Source organism: Ruegeria sp. G10, from assembly GCF_056533645.1.
The window spans coordinates 1-16,209 of record NZ_JBQFOQ010000022.1 but is presented as its reverse complement, the minus strand read 5'-3'; the positions used below and the strand labels follow the sequence as shown (position 1 = coordinate 16,209).

General features: G+C 60.5%; 11 protein-coding genes and 1 tRNA gene. 3 read left to right on the top strand and 9 right to left on the bottom strand.

Features of this window, described 5'->3' with window-relative positions; genetic code table 11:
• Nucleotides 1-62 precede the first annotated feature (62 nt).
• Nucleotides 63-1,232 carry a carboxynorspermidine decarboxylase gene (nspC, locus tag ACR0KM_RS20750; protein WP_480861693.1) on the top strand — a complete coding sequence of 390 codons (1,170 nt, stop codon included), beginning with the start codon at nt 63-65 and terminating at the stop codon, nt 1,230-1,232.
• Nucleotides 1,229-2,071 (top strand): agmatinase, encoded by an 843-nt coding sequence (speB, locus tag ACR0KM_RS20745; protein ID WP_480861691.1) that lies wholly within the window; start codon nt 1,229-1,231, stop codon nt 2,069-2,071. Before nspC ends, speB begins: the two co-directional genes overlap by 4 nt.
• Here the strand turns inward: speB and lptF are convergent.
• From lptF to ACR0KM_RS20710, 7 genes are all read right to left on the bottom strand, one after another.
• Entirely contained in the window at nt 2,068-3,213 is a 1,146-nt protein-coding gene (gene lptF, locus ACR0KM_RS20740) for an LPS export ABC transporter permease LptF (protein WP_480825268.1), read from the bottom strand. The genes speB and lptF overlap by 4 nt on opposite strands.
• Nucleotides 3,214-3,283: 70 nt before the next feature.
• A complete protein-coding gene (gene qhpG / locus ACR0KM_RS20735) occupies nt 3,284-4,732 on the bottom strand; it encodes a flavin-dependent monooxygenase QhpG (protein ID WP_480865566.1) in 1,449 nt (482 codons plus the stop codon).
• Nucleotides 4,704-6,014 (bottom strand): radical SAM protein, encoded by a 1,311-nt coding sequence (locus tag ACR0KM_RS20730; protein WP_480861687.1) that lies wholly within the window; start codon nt 6,012-6,014, stop codon nt 4,704-4,706. The genes qhpG and ACR0KM_RS20730 overlap by 29 nt, the downstream gene beginning before the upstream one ends.
• Complete coding sequence (locus ACR0KM_RS20725; RefSeq protein WP_480861685.1) at nt 6,011-9,433, bottom strand: ferritin-like domain-containing protein; 3,423 nt, start codon at nt 9,431-9,433, stop codon at nt 6,011-6,013. The genes ACR0KM_RS20730 and ACR0KM_RS20725 overlap by 4 nt, the downstream gene beginning before the upstream one ends.
• 39 nt (nt 9,434-9,472) lie before the next feature.
• Nucleotides 9,473-11,038 carry an FAD-binding oxidoreductase gene (locus tag ACR0KM_RS20720; protein ID WP_480861683.1) on the bottom strand — a complete coding sequence of 522 codons (1,566 nt, stop codon included), beginning with the start codon at nt 11,036-11,038 and terminating at the stop codon, nt 9,473-9,475.
• Nucleotides 11,039-11,159: 121 nt separating this feature from the next.
• Nucleotides 11,160-14,465, bottom strand: coding sequence for an adenylate/guanylate cyclase domain-containing protein (locus tag ACR0KM_RS20715; RefSeq protein ID WP_480861681.1), 3,306 nt, complete (start codon nt 14,463-14,465; stop codon nt 11,160-11,162).
• A 224-nt stretch (nt 14,466-14,689) separates the two neighbouring features.
• Nucleotides 14,690-14,765, bottom strand: a tRNA-Trp gene (locus ACR0KM_RS20710).
• Nucleotides 14,766-14,909: 144 nt separating this feature from the next.
• On the opposite strand from ACR0KM_RS20710, the gene ACR0KM_RS20705 reads away from it, so the two are divergent.
• Nucleotides 14,910-15,614 (top strand): lysophospholipid acyltransferase family protein, encoded by a 705-nt coding sequence (locus ACR0KM_RS20705; protein ID WP_480825280.1) that lies wholly within the window; start codon nt 14,910-14,912, stop codon nt 15,612-15,614.
• A gap of 17 nt (nt 15,615-15,631) precedes the next feature.
• Here the strand turns inward: ACR0KM_RS20705 and ACR0KM_RS20700 are convergent, their stop codons facing one another.
• Together ACR0KM_RS20700 and ACR0KM_RS20695 are read right to left on the bottom strand one after the other, a co-directional pair.
• Entirely contained in the window at nt 15,632-15,817 is a 186-nt protein-coding gene (locus tag ACR0KM_RS20700) for a hypothetical protein (RefSeq protein WP_480825282.1), read from the bottom strand.
• A gap of 258 nt (nt 15,818-16,075) precedes the next feature.
• On the bottom strand, nt 16,076-16,209 hold a 134-nt coding region (locus ACR0KM_RS20695), incomplete at its 5' end, for an EF-Tu C-terminal domain-related protein (RefSeq protein ID WP_480865450.1).

Genomic DNA, 16,209 nt, shown 5'->3' with positions numbered 1-16,209 from the left:
GAGTTCAGACGTGTGCTCTTCCGATCTCGCCGGAGCGGGTGCCGAAATCGGAGACGCCTGACATGTCCGACATGATGACGACCCAAGCCGGTGACGCCGGTGCCTTCCGCACTTTCGACCTCAGCCGCGTCCCCACACCCTGCTTTGTGGTCGACGAAAAAGCAGTCGAACGGAACCTGACCATCCTCTCCGAGATCGGCACCCGCTCCGGCGCGCACGTGCTAAGCGCACTCAAAGCGTTTTCGATGTTCGCGCTGGCCCCGCTGGTGCGCCAACACCTCGGCGGCACCTGCGCCAGCGGCATCTACGAGGCCCGTCTGGGCCGCGAGGAATACGGCGGCGAGGTTGCAACCTTCTGCGCCGGCTACAAGGATGCCGACATCGACGAAATCCTTTCGCTCTCCGATCACATCATCTTCAACTCTCCGGTGCAAAAGGACCGGTTTCTTGCCAAAGCCCAAGCCGCGAATGTGCAAGTCGGCTTGCGCATCAACCCCGAGCATTCCGAAGGCGAGATTCCCAAATACGATCCCTGCGCGCCCTGCTCGCGCCTCGGGACACCCGTCAGCCAACTGACCAACGAAGCGCTGACCGGAGTCGACGGCCTGCACATGCACACCCTCTGCGAACAAGGGTTTGAGCCATTGCAGCGGACGTGGGACGCGGTTGAGCCGAAACTCAAACCCTTCCTCAACCAGCTCAAATGGCTGAACTTCGGTGGCGGACATCACATCACTCGCGATGACTATGACCGCGATGGGTTGGTCGATTTCATCAAAACCCTCCGCGAAAACCACAATATCGACATCTACCTCGAACCCGGCGAGGCCGTCGCGCTGGACGCGGGCATTCTAGTCGGCGAAATCCTCGACCTGCCCACCAATGGTATGACCCTTGCGATCACTGATATCTCGGCCACCTGCCATATGCCCGATGTGATCGAGGCCCCCTATCGCCCCGCCCTGATGGACGAGGCCGAGGCGGGCCACACCTATCGCCTCGGCGGCCCATCCTGTCTAGCGGGCGACGTGATCGGTGATTATACATGGGACAAACCGCTGGAGATCGGGCAACGCTTTGCCTTCCTCGATCAGGCGCATTACTCGATGGTCAAAACCAACACGTTCAACGGTGTTCCCCTACCGACCATCGCCCTATGGAACAGCGAAACGGACGAGTTGAAGATCATCAAACAGTTCGGTTATGACGACTTTAAGGACCGCCTTTCATGAGCATTTTCCTCGACAGTGAACTGACCGAAGCTGAGCGCTCGGAAGACGCGCGCTTTCGCGTGATCCCGGTGCCGCTGGAACGCACGGTTTCTTATGGTTCTGGTACAGCCAAAGGCCCTGAGGCCATCATCGAAGCCAGCAACGAATTGGAACGCATCACCGGTCATGCCGAGCCCTGTGTCGAAGGCATTTTCACCGAAGACCCGTTGGACTGCGAAGGCCCTTTGCCCGAGGTCATGGAACGCCTCGCCCAACGGACCGAGGCCGCCATTCGCGCGGGCAAAGTGCCCGTAACTTTGGGCGGAGAACACTCACTCAGTTATGGCGCGGTGATGGGCGTGGCGCGCGCGCTGAACCAGCCCGTTGGGATCGTGCAAATCGATGCGCACGCCGATTTGCGCAACGCGTATCAGGGCGAGAAGCACTCGCATGCCTCTGTGATGCATCTGTTGGCCGAAGAAGGTGTCCGGCTTGCTCAGTTCGGCGTCCGCGCCTTCTCGGTGGAAGAGGCCCAAAGCCGCCTCAAGAACCATGTCTTCCACATCGACGCCGAAGAACTGGTCACCGGCAATATCCACGCCGTCGATCTGCCAGAGGATTTCCCCAAACTGGTCTATGTCAGTTTCGATGTTGACGGTCTGGATCCGTCACAAATGCCCGCCACCGGCACGCCCGTGCCCGGGGGGTTGGGTTACTATCAGGCCCTAAGACTTGTCGAACACGCGCTTAAAGGCAGGACATGCGTGGGTTTCGATGTGGTTGAACTGGCGCCCGACGGCAACGCAGCCTGGGATTTCACGGCGGCACAAATCGTCTATCGGCTGATGGCCGCTTGCTAAGACTCGGCAGCCGTCAGCCCGATCGCGTCGCCGCGTGGCCTGCGTCGGAACAGCGGGCGCCCGGCGAGAGACAGAAACACAACAGATAACGCAACCCCGATCGCCGCCGGCATATACAGCAGAAACCATAGCCGTGGAGCATCAATCACAACGGGGGCCACAAACCCCCGGACGCCCTCCAGAAGCACCAGAATGGTGAATGCTCCGAATATCTGCGGCCAGAGTCCAAAGCGCGAGAAGCTGCCCAGCATCAGCGCCGAATAGCCCACCAGTGCAACGGCGATACAAATCGCGACCCATGAGAAGCGCTGGTGCAACTCCTCAACCAACTGCCCAACGGAATGCTCATCCGACTCGGCGACCGCCTCGATATCCTGCAACAACTCGATGGTCGGAATGGCTTCGCGGCTGCGCAGGCCGATATCCGTATCACGGGTCAACTCCGAAATGTCGTATGAGGCATCCTCGAACAGGGTCGAAGACAACGTGTTTCCCTGCTGATCATACCTGAGCGCCACTCCGTCCAACATCACCAGATGAATGCCCGAGGTTTGGTTGACCAGATACGCCGTGGTGCTCGAATAACTCACAGGATTGATCTCATCCCGCCGATCCGAGACAAAGACCTCGTGCAGGGTGCCATCCAGATCGATATCGCCGATGTAAACGGTCACACCTTTGGCCGGATGTAGAAATTCCCCCTCGTTAAGCAACTGCGCTGTCACGTCACCCGCCACCTCGGCCTGCCGCTGCTCAAGCTGCTCGACCGAGGCAGGGCGCAAGAACACGCTGATGACAGCCATCATCAAGCCCGCGCACAGACCAAACATCAGGACAGCGCGCGCCAACCGCCAAGGGCTGGAGCCCGTCGCCAGCATCACCATCATCTCACTTTCGCGGCTTAACCGGTTGGTCGCATAGACCGCTGCGGCAAATACCGCCATCGGCATCACCGTCCGGATCAAGGTGGGCAGCGTCAAAGCGGTGAATTCCAGAAAAACCAACGCCGATTGGCCGCCGCTGATCACCCGATCAAACAGGCTGACCGAGCGCGTGATCCAGAAGACCCCGACAAGTACGAGGGTGAAAAACCCAAACAGCACCAGCAACTGCCGCAGGAAATACCCATCAAAACGCGACATGCGACCTCTTTGTTGGCAGTTGGCATCGTGGGCGGACCTTAAGCCATTCGGCGGGCCGAGGAAACCGCGATTACGACCGGTCCGTATCGGCGATCAGGATACGATGATGCCACAGCCAGCGTTGAATGCGCGCGACCCGGGCCGGATCCAGAAGACTTGCCCACAGCGCTGTGATTTCTGCAGCGGTCGCAGCGCCCTGCAATCGTTGCAACAGCGGCCCCAGCGCGACACCCTCCAGATTGGCCACCGGGCGCGGCAGGTTGGGGTGGCTCAGGACCAGGCCGGGTTCAATCACACGCGCACCCTGCACGCCAGAGGTGATCAGATTTGCCTCAGGCGACAGTTTCAACGCCTGCTCGGGGTGCATCGGGTCCGGGTTAGCGCCCGACTCCAAGGGTTTGAGCCAATCTAAGGGCTGCGCCCGCGCCGCCCAGAAGGCGGAGGGAGTAACCGCCTGCTGTCGCGCGTAGAAATCTGCGGACAGGGCAGCATGGGCCTGCACACGCTCGGCCTGCCTGTCTGCGTAGAAGGACAGGGCCAAATCGTGATGCGCAGGGACTTCTAGCAGGGTGTTGACCACAGCCGCCGCCTGCACGGCCTGCCCCATCGCCAGTTGCACCCCTTGCGAGGACAGCGCATCGACAGAAAAGCTGGCCTCGCCCACCCGCAACAGATCGCGCGATGGGGGCGTCGTCTCGACCCGGCTGGTCGCATCGACACGCCGCACCGGCCCGATGCGGCGCTGTTCCAGACAAGGTGACAGCAGGGTCGATTGCGCCAGCAGGTTCAGATAGAGATCACGCCGCCCTGCAGGCGAGAGCCCGGTGCACGTGTCGGGATCGACAAAGACCATCGCATTGATCACGCCGCCGGGCAACACCGCGCCCCAGTACCAATGCGAGGCACCTGCCTCGACCCGGGCCTGGGGGCCAAAGCCCGGTGGCACCCGCCAATAGGCATAAAGCGCTATCAGAGGCTGCGAGGCCGGGCGGAACCGACGGCCTAGCCCCGCCTGCCGCCCTGCTGCGTCCAGAAGAATCTGCGCCCGAACCTTATAGGTGTTGGTCTCGGTGCGGATGGGTATGTTCCATCCGGCCCGCACCCGCGCCGGGCGGTAGACCCGCGCGGGCTGGATGACGTGAACGCCTGCGGCCTGCGCAGCATGCAGCAGCGCCGCATCGAATTGGCCACGGTCCACCAGAAGACCCGGCTGATCACCATCCGTCCCGCGCCGCTCGAACGCCCCGGCCCAATGCAGGATCGAGCCGTTTGCACGCAGAAACCCGGCCTGCGCGACGGCATCACCCAACCCTAGCAGGTTCAGGATCGGCCAGATTGACGGGGGCAGAGACTCACCGACATGCGGACGCGGGAAAGATTGGCGTTCGATCAGGCAGACACGGCGACCGAGTTGCACCAGCCTCAGCGCTGCAGCGCTGCCTGCCGGGCCGCCACCGATCACGCAGATTTCGGTTTCGATCGTCATACGCTCAGGCAGAGGCCGCCTGTACCGGCGCACCGAAATAGTCCGGGTGCACTTCGGACAGGCGGACATAGGCCTGCAGGCAGTAATGCAGCCAACCGCGAATATAGTCGCAGGCGGGGCGTCCACGATGGATCACCTCGTGATGACATCCGCCGCCGCACAGGTAACGCGCCCAGCAGGTGGTGCATGGGGATTGAGTGTGGACGTGACGATCCGCCAGCCAGCTCTCGCGCCGCAGGTCGGGGCCATCATAGACATTTCCCATGGCCCCCGCGTCGTCTTCAACAAACCGGTGGCAGGCGAACAGGCCGCCATCGGCGGACACGCCGAAATAGCCGCCCCCTGCCCCGCAGGCATAGGGGCGGTGCGTACCACGATGGATTTCCTGCATCGCCGCCGCCATGTTCGAAAACGGATAGCGCTGACCATCGATCACCGCCGCCTCGAACACCTCACCGCAGCGGATCATCTGGGTCAGCATCTCGTGCAGATCGTTTTGGTCCAGCTCATGCTGACCGTTGGGCGAGGCCAGCATTGGCGAGAACCCTATCGAGTGGAATCCCATCCCCACGAACTGCTCCAGCGTCTCGGGCAGGTTCATGTTCTGCGGCGTCACAGTCACGCGCGCGCCAACCTGCATGCGATGTTGCGCAGCCAGCAAAGGCTCGACCCGTTTCAGGATCGTGTCGAAACTACCCCGGCCACCGCGATTGGGGCGCAGTTTGTCATGGACCTCGCCCACCCCGTCCAGACTGATGGTGACCGCAAAACCATGGGCCTCGAAAAACGCTGCATCCTCGGGGCGCAGCAAGGTGCCATTGGTGGTAATCGAGAATCCAACGCTCAACCCGTTGGCCTGGGCTTGCTCCACCGCATAGTCGGTGGTTCGCTGCACCAGATCGCGGTTGATCAGAGGCTCACCGCCCAGAAAAGCGAGGTTTATGCGCACGCCGGGCTCTGCCTCGGTCACCAGCCGGTCGACCGAAGCCTTGGCAACCTCCCATTCCATATTCCGCGCCGGGCCACCAAACTCGCCGCCCGCCGCATAGCAATAGGTGCAGGCCAGATTGCATTTCTGCGCCACAGCCAGCGACAGCGACCGCACCGGCATGTCCTGCGGCGGCGTGTCGTCGATGAACGGCGTTCCATCCAACCCCATCGAGCTGAGAAAATCACCCTGGCCCTTGGTGTCCATCGCCTCAAACCGGCCCGCCGTGCCCTCCGGCACGTCGAACACGCGCGAGCCGTCGACAGCCAGCATATGATCCCCATGCTCGGTCTCAAAGAAATGTACCTGCGCGGCGGGTGGGATCACGCCTTGCCCCCTTTCCAGAAGGGAATGCCGATCCCTTTTGTGGCCAGCGCCTCGCCCTCGATCCGGAACAGCTTCATGTCGTCGCGGACCTGCTGAATATAGGTCTGAGACTCTTCAAGCTTTCCTTCGGCCTCAAGCGCATAGGCCTTGGCAAGCCCGTCCTTGACCTTGGCATACAGATCCAGCGCGGCCTTGGCTTCTGCTTCGGTTCCCACGTCAATCTTGCGCAGATAGGCGGGCGTGCCCTCGCCGGTGTCGTACTTGGCCAAAACGTCCTTCATCTGGCTAAAGCGCAGGAAATGCTCGTCCCCGTCGGTGTCGATCCGCACCGCCAACGCATAGAGGCGACGTTCGGGGAACAGCTCTTCTTGCTCCAGCGTCGCCACGCATTGCGCATAGGCCCGGTCGATATAGCCGCCGGGGCGCTCGATCTCGATGAAATCGGTCAGTGCCTCAGCGGTCAACGGCCGCAGTTCGCGGGGTTGCGTCTTACCCTTGCCTTCGCCCGATGGCAGGGTTTCCGAGGGCGTCAGTACGGGTTCATATCCCTCGGGCTCCAACTCCCACAGCAACTGGTTCGCCCAGCGCATATGGGTCATCTCGCCTATCGCGACCTCCAACACCGAGCGGCGGGCAAAGATCAGGTCATCCTTCAGTGTCGGCCACTTCTTGGCATCCACCGTCTCAGGGTCCGCCAGCGAGAAATAGGCATAGAGATACTGCAGGCTCAGCGTCATCTCCATCGGGGCCAGACGGGTCCTGAGGTCTTTGATCATATCCTCGGGCGAGTCATAGGGTTCGACACCGGGCAATTCCGGATCGACCTCATAAACCTCGCCGGTTTCGCGGCCTTCGACCACGATTGGCAGCTCGCTCCACATCTGGTTCACCTGATAGTGGTCGATCTGATAGGGGCGGTTCTGTTCCACAGTATTCAGCGCCGCCACATTGCCAGATGGCGACTTGTCCGAGCGCAGCCAATCCAGATACGTCTCGGCCTCAATGGGGTTCTTCGACTGCCCCGAGGGCAGCTGATCGTCATGCGCGACCTCGGCCATCACCACATCGGGGTGGTTCGAGGGCCAGTAATGGCAGCCGCAATCGCGGAAATCATGGGACCACGGGTTGCACAGGCTTTGCGTCAGCTCGCCGGGATCATAAGCCTCGCTGAATGCGCCGGCCTCAGTACGGTATTGGCGGCGATAGCCGTGCAGAACAACCTGTTTGGTATCCACGATGCCTTCGTGGTTGCGCCGCTCCAGCGCGATGCTGATCGGTTTATCATCGCCGCATTCCAGACTGCGGATAAAGCGCCAGACCATCAATCCGTCGTAGGGCGTGCCGTCTTTCTCTTGGAACGTGATACGCTTGCCGCTTTGTTCGACCCAGGACAGGAACCAGCGCCCTTGGCTGAGCTTCGCGCCCACATCGCCGCTATAGCCCTCAAGCAGGGTCTGCACCCATTCCTCGGGGCTGTTGTCGGGCAACATCGGGTCGTAGAAGTAGTCGACAAAGACCAGATGGAAGCCCTGCGAGTTCTTGGGTGCCTCGGGCACGGGGCTCAGCGGCACGCGCACGGCATTGAACACCAGACCGGGGAAGAAACGCCGGTCGAGGTTGCGTACGTCCATTTCCAGACCGGGGAAACAATTGCCCACCGATCCGTCCAGTCGCGTATTGTCGGGGTTTCCCGGCACCTTGAAGGCCGCGCGTGCGGTCAGGTTCCGGGGCGTGATCTCGGTCTGCACCGGCTTTGCGGGTTCATCGCCCATGGCCACCAGATAGTCGATAAACGAGATCACCAGATGGTACTGCCTGCGCGACAGGGACAGCGGATAGTAGTTGGAATCGCGCATATAAGGCGGCATCCGCGCGTCATGCATTGAATCGCGGATGTTGCGCGGGTCCCGGAATTCGGGGTTCGGGGCCTGATCCGGGTTGGGGTCGGTTTCAAGCTCTTGCAGGATGCCATAGGGCGGGCGCAGCAAGGTCTTCACGAAATCCGGACGGCGGCGCAGGAAATCCAGCAGGTTGGCCTCGTCAATCAACTGCTCATGCACGAATTTCGTGGCGACCGTATAGGGCAGACGGTCATTGGGCACCGAGTTCGAAAAGACCGAGGCGGGCTGCGGACGGATCAGTTCATCAATCTTGTCCGGCGGCCTTGCGTCTTCTGCCGTCATGGATTTCGCGTTGGTCGAGGGCAGGCCCGGCGTCGGGGAAATCCCGGTCTTGGCCTGCAACTTGGCATTGTCTTTCAGACCCTGCGCGCGGATATCGTCGAGATTAATCAGGCTGTTGGTCTCGAACGCGCGGCGGAAGATGTCGACCACCTCGGCCTTGGCCTGCTGAAAATTGTCTTCGGTCACCGAGATCAGCGACAGATCACGATCAGCCAGATCATCTTCGAGGCTGTAGAACGGTCTTGCGTCCGGCGCGAAATCGGGCGGGCCGGTCATGATTTGCGCACGCGCGGTCAGACGCTCGCCACGCACCGCCAAAGTCGCCTCGATCACGCCATCGCTGGTGTCATCGGCCACACCCCAGGACTGGTCATTGCCGACGCGGGCACCGTCGTAGCTGTCATGCGGCTCGGGGTCGTCCGAAGTGCCGGACATCATGATCCATTTCGACCACGGGGTGTCGGGGTTCAGAATGCGGTTCTGTTCGGGCACAATTTCGTGGATGCGGCCATATTCCGATTTCGCCGGGTCGTTCTGATATCCGGGCACGGCCAGCGTCGCCGGACCATAGGCCGCGTCAGGCGGGCCATAGACCTCGCCCTTGGGCGGCATAAAACGCAGGCGCAGGATGCTGCGGTCAACGAATTCGCCCTCGACCGGTTCATCATGACCCTGCACCGGATGGATCGCGCGGACCGAGCCCAGCGGGATCGGGTTATGCTCATAAACCATCGGCTGCTGTTCAGAGGTATGAGGGCTGAACGCCAGCAGAGGTTTGGGCGTGAAATCCTGCCCCGCAATCTCGACCCGTGCGCGGAAACCGCAGGCCGCATCGCCGGTTCGCCGTTCAGCCTTGGTGTTGCCCACGGTGACCGTATAGCGCACATTTTCCAGCGACAGACCCTGTTCGTCCAAAAGGTCCAGCGTGACCGGCACTTCGTATTCCTTGCTGGTCTCGGCATCGTGCATACGCGCCCAAAGCTCAAAGAAAGGGGCAACCGGGCGCAGCGCACCGCCTTCATCACGAAAGCGGATCGTGTCGGGGTCGGGCAGATACGCAGTGACGCTGCCATCCTCAACCTCGCGCAGGGTTATGTTCGACCGGATGACCGTCTTGTTGTTGCCATGGGCATCCATATCCTGCTGCCATTCATAGCTTTCAAGCGGTGTTTCGCCCGGCCCCAAGCGGGCAACCGCGATAGGCGGCAGAAAGAAAATCTCTTGGATCGTGTCCATGCTGGGCTCTCCCCCGTTTGGCCGTGGCTGCCCCCGCTTTCAGGGGTTCGAATAGTCCTCATAGGTGATGGTCGGGTCGTCAAAGATCGACTCGGACGGGTCCCGGATAATCTCGGGCGGCGCGTCATCCGGCACCGGCGAAATGCTCTGCTGATAGTGGAAGAAATTATGCGGATCGAATTTCTGCTTCACGAACAGCAGCGAGTTGAAGTATTCGCCCCAGTATTGCCAGCGATAGTTCTTCTGGGTCCGGCGCGGGTAATTCTGATAGACGCGATCGATGAAATAGCCTTCTTCGGTCATCAGCTCCATGAACCCGTCGAGCCACGGCACCACGGTTTCTTTTTCCTCTTCCGACAGCCAGAACACATCGACATAGAAATTCAGCGATACGTCGCGGTGAATAAAGGCATTGCCCTCTTTGCCCAGCGGCACCCGGTTGATCGTTCCGCCATAGGGTTCGATCGCAACCGCACCATAGGCATTGGGCGTGCTGTCCAGGTAATCCACAACGCGCTGCCATTCAGCCTCGGAGAGCTGGCGTTTGATATATCCCGCCTGTTTATCCTCGCGGGCCTGATCAGGCACGACAGGGATGTCGTACTTGTCGTCATAAAGCCAGGAGTTGATTTCCTGATAGGTGCCGTAGTTTGCGTCATCCTCACCCATCTCGCCGCCGATTTCATCGCTCAGCAGTGGTTGGACGCAGGCCTTCCCCTCGTCGGGCGTCCCATCATAAAGCGCAGACAGCAGCAGCACCTTCCTGTCCCCTTGATAGGCCAAAAAGATATAGGCTCCGAAACGGTCATCTTCGCAGGTGCTCATGTAGTTGGCCTGAAGAAACTCCAGCGCCTTGGCGGCCTTTTCCAGCGGCCAGGTGATGTGACAGCCCCAGACCTTGTACAGCGGGTGCAGCTGAAAGCGGATTTCCAACAGGATACCGAAATTGTTGCCGGTCCCGCCCCGGATCGCCCAGAACAGATCGGGGTTGGTATCCTTGTCGGCAATCACGATACTGCCATCCCACAGCATCACCGTGACGCCCAGCACATTGTCACAGGCCATACCGTAGCGGCGCGAGGTAAAGCCATAGCCGCCGCCCATCATGAAACCGGCCACGCAGACATCCTGACAGGCCCCGCCCGGCACATGCAGGTGATACGCGTTCAGCTCAGCATTCAGCATCTTGAACGGTGTGCCGGGCCCCACATAGGCCATCGGCACATCGGGGTCGACGGTCACGTAGCGCATCTTGCTGGTGTCCAGCACCATCTGGTTGTTGACCGAATACCCTGCCGTGCTATGCCGACCGGATCGCGCCACGACCCACAGGTCATGTTCACGCGCGAAGGCGAGGCTGGTGCGAACATCCTGAATGGTTTCGCAATAGACAATGATCTCGGGATAATCCTGAAACGCCGGGTTCCAGACCTGCCGGTCCCGGTTGTATTCAAGGTCTGCGGGCAGTGTGACCGTGCCAATCAGCTTCTTCACAAACGCGCGTATCTCCTCGCCCGGGATCGAGTGATATTGCTGCAATGCCAGATCGGTGCGGCTTTGCGCCACGATATCCTTGGCCAGAAGGGTTTTGCTGATCTTTTTCATCGGGTCTCCTCACACCACAAGAGCGGGGGCGCCGGACCGATGTCTCAGCGCCTAAGTGTCGAATTTTAGGTATCAACCCCTATGTGCCCGTGCCCAAGCTGGCAGCAACAGGCCCCTTCGGTCAAGTGGTCGTTTCCATTAACGCCTGCGCGTCCTTGAGGTCCGGTAGTTCGGCATCCTGTTGAAAATGCGACAGGGCGGTATGCAACACCTCGCCCGAGGGTTCCCCGCGACGTTGCCGCCATTCGGCCAGCGCAACCGCCGCGCGCAGTTCGTAAAGCCACGCACCCTGCTTTTGCGCCGTCTCGATCGCGCATAAAAAAACTGGTTCGGGATCGCCGCCGGTTCTTGCAATCAGTTCAGCCTCGATCCGGATTTGCTCGGCCTCGGCCCATTTCTCTTCTGACTCGCGCCGCACCTGCGCGGATTGCCTCAGGGTGTCTTGCGCAGCTTCATAGTCGCCTGCCGCAATTTCAAGTTCTGCAATCAACGAAGGGAAGAAGCTCTTGTAGTTGCCAGCCCCAATCGCCCACCAGTCCTTGGAGGCCTGACGCAGGTTCTCGATCTGCTCAAGGTCACCGGTTTCGGTCGCCTCGGCCCAACTGCCCCATAACCGCGCAATTGTCGCCATGAACGGCAACGAATGCTGTTCGGCAATCTCGGACAGGGCCTCAACATCCTGTCGCAAAGCAGGCAAATCGCGCGCCAACAGGTGCACCTTGCACATATAGACCAGAATCTGCGCCACACTGTGGGCATGCTTGAGGTCCTTGGCCCACGCCAAAGCCTTACGTTGCACATTCAGAGCCTCTTGACGACGCCCCATCAGGCAATAGCAGGTCCCCAGAAACGCCGAAGTGATCGCAGCATGGTCGGTGCCATAAACATATGCCAGTTGGCCGTGCTGTTCGAAATCGTAAAGCGACCAGGCCTGCTCTAGATGGCTTTGCGCGTCGGGCAAATGTCCCAGATGCAATTGCACCGCACCCATGGCGCGGTGGCCGACCATACGGTGCTCGGTCTTGCCGCTTTCGGCAGCAAGGTCCAGAATCTGTGCCGCCACATCCTGTGCCATCCGGTATTCGGCGCGCACCAGATGAAAAGCATAAAGACCGTTGAGCACCGGGAACAGGCGCTCGGTTTGCTCGGCGCGGTGGCAAAGGTCGCGCAGACGGCCATAGGCCTCGCCTGTCGCATCCCCGGAAATGCCGCTGGTCGAGCGCAGCACGCCCGCGCGCAAGATCTGAATGTCGATCTCCTGCACATCGCGTTCGCGGCTTTTGGGCAGATCGGCAAGCTGTTCCAGTGCCGTGGACAGATGAGTAAGCGCTTCGGTCAGGGCCGAACGTTCGATGGCGCGACGCCCGGCGCTTTGCCAATGCATCACGGCCTCGCCGGTTCGATGAGCCAGCGTATAGTGCTGCGCCAGAACCTCGGGCTGGGTTTGCGCCAACTGTGGATGGCTTTCCAGAAGCGCACCGGCTGCGCGGTCATGCAAGACCTGCCGCTCGGTCCGCAGCAGGCTGTCATAAGCCATGTCGCGGATCAGGGCGTGGCGGAAGATGAACTCGTCTTCGGTCGCGTCGGGTGCTTGCAATATGATACCCGCCGAAGACAACTGATCCAGACCAGCCTGTAACACCGCCGGCGACAGGATCGAGACCGAGGCCAGCAGCGCGATCGAGAACTGCCGTCCAAACACAGCACCGGTCTGCGCCACCTCTTTGGCCATGCCCAGCCGGTCCAGACGCTCCATCAGCGAGTCCTTCAGCGTACTGGGCACAGAAAGCGATGGCAGCGGACCACGCAGTGCATAACCCTGCTCCGTCAGCCGCAGCTGGCCCGATTCCAGAAGACCTCTCGTAACCTCTTGCACATAAAGCGGAATTCCATCCGTCTTGGCCGCGATCAGGTCACAAACTTCGGCAGGCACCGTATGCCCGCCAGCCACTTCAGTCACAATCTCGGCCACATCGCGATTGGCCAGACGCTTGAGCGGCAAATGCAAAGTGTTTTGATGATGCCCCCAACCGGGATCAAATCCGGGACGGGCGGTGACAACCATAAGAACCGGTAGTTCGCTGATCCGTTCAATCACACGCTCGGTCAGCGATACTGTTGTCGGATCCACCCAATGCGCATCTTCAAACAACACCAGAACAGGTTTTTCTTGGGCTAAAGCAACAAGCTGCTCGATCACCGCATCAAGCGTGCGTTCCAGTTTGACTTGCGGCGGTAAATCCAGAGGGCCAAGTTCTTCGTCCGCGTCGATGCTCAGCAAATCCGCAATCAGGCGCTGATGCTCGGGCGGATGATGGCGCAGCAGATGTGATAGCTTCCTGAGCTTCTCGCTATCGTCGTCTGTCGTTGCGAACCCTGCCGCACGCTCCAGATGCTGAATCACCGGGTACAGCGCCGAGTTGGCATGGAAAGGCGAGCACTGGAAGTTCAGGCGCAGCGCCTCTTGCTCTTGCACGAGTTGACTGAGACCCTCGATCAGACGCGACTTGCCAATACCTGCCTCACCCGTGATCAGCACAGATTGGCCAGCGCCTGTACATGCCTCATGCCATTTCTCACTGAGCTTGCGGAACTCAGACTGACGTCCGACCAGTCGCCCGGCACCGGCATCCGGCATGATGTCAAAGCGTCTTTCTATCCGTGCCTGCCCTGTGACAGTCCAGGCCTGAACCTTCTCGGAAAACCCCTTCAGGGCGAACGCGCCCTGATCCCGTAACTCAAAGGCATTCCCGATCAGACGCCGGGTCGATGGGCTGATGATCAGCGTATTGGGCTCGGCCAACCCCTGCAGTCGCGCGGCCAGATTGGGCGTGCGGCCCATGACCACATCATGTTCCTTCAGCCCCTCTCCGTGAATTTCGCCCACCACGACAAGGCCGGTCGACACCCCGATCCGCGCCTTAAGCTGTTCTTCCCCGTCAATACGGCGCAACTCGTCTAGTATGTCCAACCCGGCATGCACCGAACGCGCCGCCGCATCCTCAAGCGCGTGCGGATAGCCGAAATAGATCATGGCCCCATCGCCCATGAAGCTGGCGATATGCCCGCCAAAGCGCGCCACTGACGTCGAACAGATTTCTTTGAAACGACGCAGCAGCTCGCCCAGATCTTCTGGATCCAGACGTTCGGACAGCGCGGTCGAGCCCACCAGATCGACGAACATCACGGTCAACTGCCGCCGTTCGGCAACGATCTTGCCCCCGCCCTGCACCGGTGCCGGGGCCGCATCGCGCGCTTGCCCCAGCGCCGCCATCAGCCTGCGGCGCGGCCCCAACGGCAGGCCAAGATCAATCAGGTCATGTTCCGACAAATGCGCCAGATCGGCGCGCGTAACTTCGTTCGACGCAAAAACGGGCGCATATTTCGACAGCCCGAGTTCTTCAAGATATGCATCGATGTCAGTCATTATCCCCCGAGTCCCCGCTTCATCCCGAGTCCCCCAACCCGGTCAGGCTCCTGCGCCTTCAAAAAAACCAGCAACTCTAGCACGTTATCTGGACTGCTCTGATGGCGTGTCCGGCAGCCTTGTTCAAGCTTTTTCTTTCTTTCCCGATACGTCAAGTGCATTGCCGACCTCGCGCGATGGTATCTCGTGCGGTTATGGCAATTTTTTGACGATTTCTAAGGAAGTGGCAGGGGCAGCAGGGTTCGAACCCGCGACCTACGGTTTTGGAGACCGTCGCTCTACCAACTGAGCTATACCCCTAGGCTGGGCCATCAGATATTCCAGTGCAGCAGAGGACTCAAGAGGCTTTTTTACTTTTGCTGTCAGTTTGCCCGCCGACAAAAAAGTTGCGCCCGGCGCGCAGTTCTTTAAGACAAGGCTCGACCAGCCAGAAGGACCACAGCCTTGAGCCTCCGCAAGAAAATCGCTGACAGCGAAGCTGTGCTGAACTGGGTCGCGCGTCGGATCGCCAGTTACATCCGGCTGGTCCACCGCACCACGCGCTGGCAACGCATCGGTTACGAGGAACTGGACCAACTGGCCGAACAGGGCGAACCGGTGATCGTGGTTCTGTGGCACCAGCGATTGGCCCAGTCGCCGTATTTTTTCCCGCTGGACAAAGCGCGCATCTGTTCGATCACCTCTGCCGCCCGGGCGGGCAGTATGGTTGGGCGGGTTCAGAAGCTGTTCGGGATGGACACAATCGCGATGTCCAGTCGAAAACGCCATGTTGCGCTGTCTCGCGAAGTGCTGGGTAAGATGAAACAGGGCATCTCGATCGGCATCGCCGCCGATGGTCCGCGCGGGCCCGAGCGGGTGTCTTCAACCGTGCCGCTGGTCTGGGCACGCACATCGGGCAAACGGGTGTTCGGCATCACCTACTCTGCGCGGCACGGGCGCGAGGCTGGCACGTGGGATCGGCTGCTGATGCCCCGCCCCTGGCGCAACGAAGGTGTGTTCCTGTGCCGCGAATGGACTGATCCGGTGCCCCGCAAGGCAAGTGAGGATCAGATCGAAGCGCTGAGGCAAAGCCTCGAGCAGCATATGAACGACATCACAGCCGAGGCTGATCGGATGGTCGGGCGTGCCCCCTGGCAGCCAAAGGCGTGATCACGCCCGCCTTTGGATCACTCTGCGACGCGACAGGCTGACTCGGTCTGCGCTGAAGCGGCGCGCAACCGTTCGCGTCGAAAGTCGCTGACCGTGCAATCGACTTCCTGCTCGCCGTCGCTCAGAACAGCGGCGCGCATGTCGTCCAGATCCTTGCTATGCAGAATTTGTGCTCCGTAGTTCAGGAATTCATAACCAAACATAACCTTCTCCCGTTGATCTCGGCGGTCGCCTCACGCGCTCCGCGTTTGCTGTTACGGATCACAGGTGGGGGGTCGGGTTTTGGATAGGATGGAGGCAAGATTAAGATTACTAAATCGGCAGTCAGAGAGCGAAGCGCAATCGCCAGTATCGCCACTAAAAAAGGCCGCCCCCCTGAGGGACGGCCTTCTTTCGTTCAACCGAGTGGGCTCTCATTGCTCTTTCAGAGCAACTGCCGCCCACCAGTCGGTAGAGCCGACTTACTCGATGATTTTCGACACAACGCCCGCGCCGACGGTACGACCACCTTCGCGGATTGCGAAGCGCAGGCCGTTTTCCATCGCGATCGGTGCGATCAGCTCAACGCCGAACGACACGTTGTCGCCGGGCATGA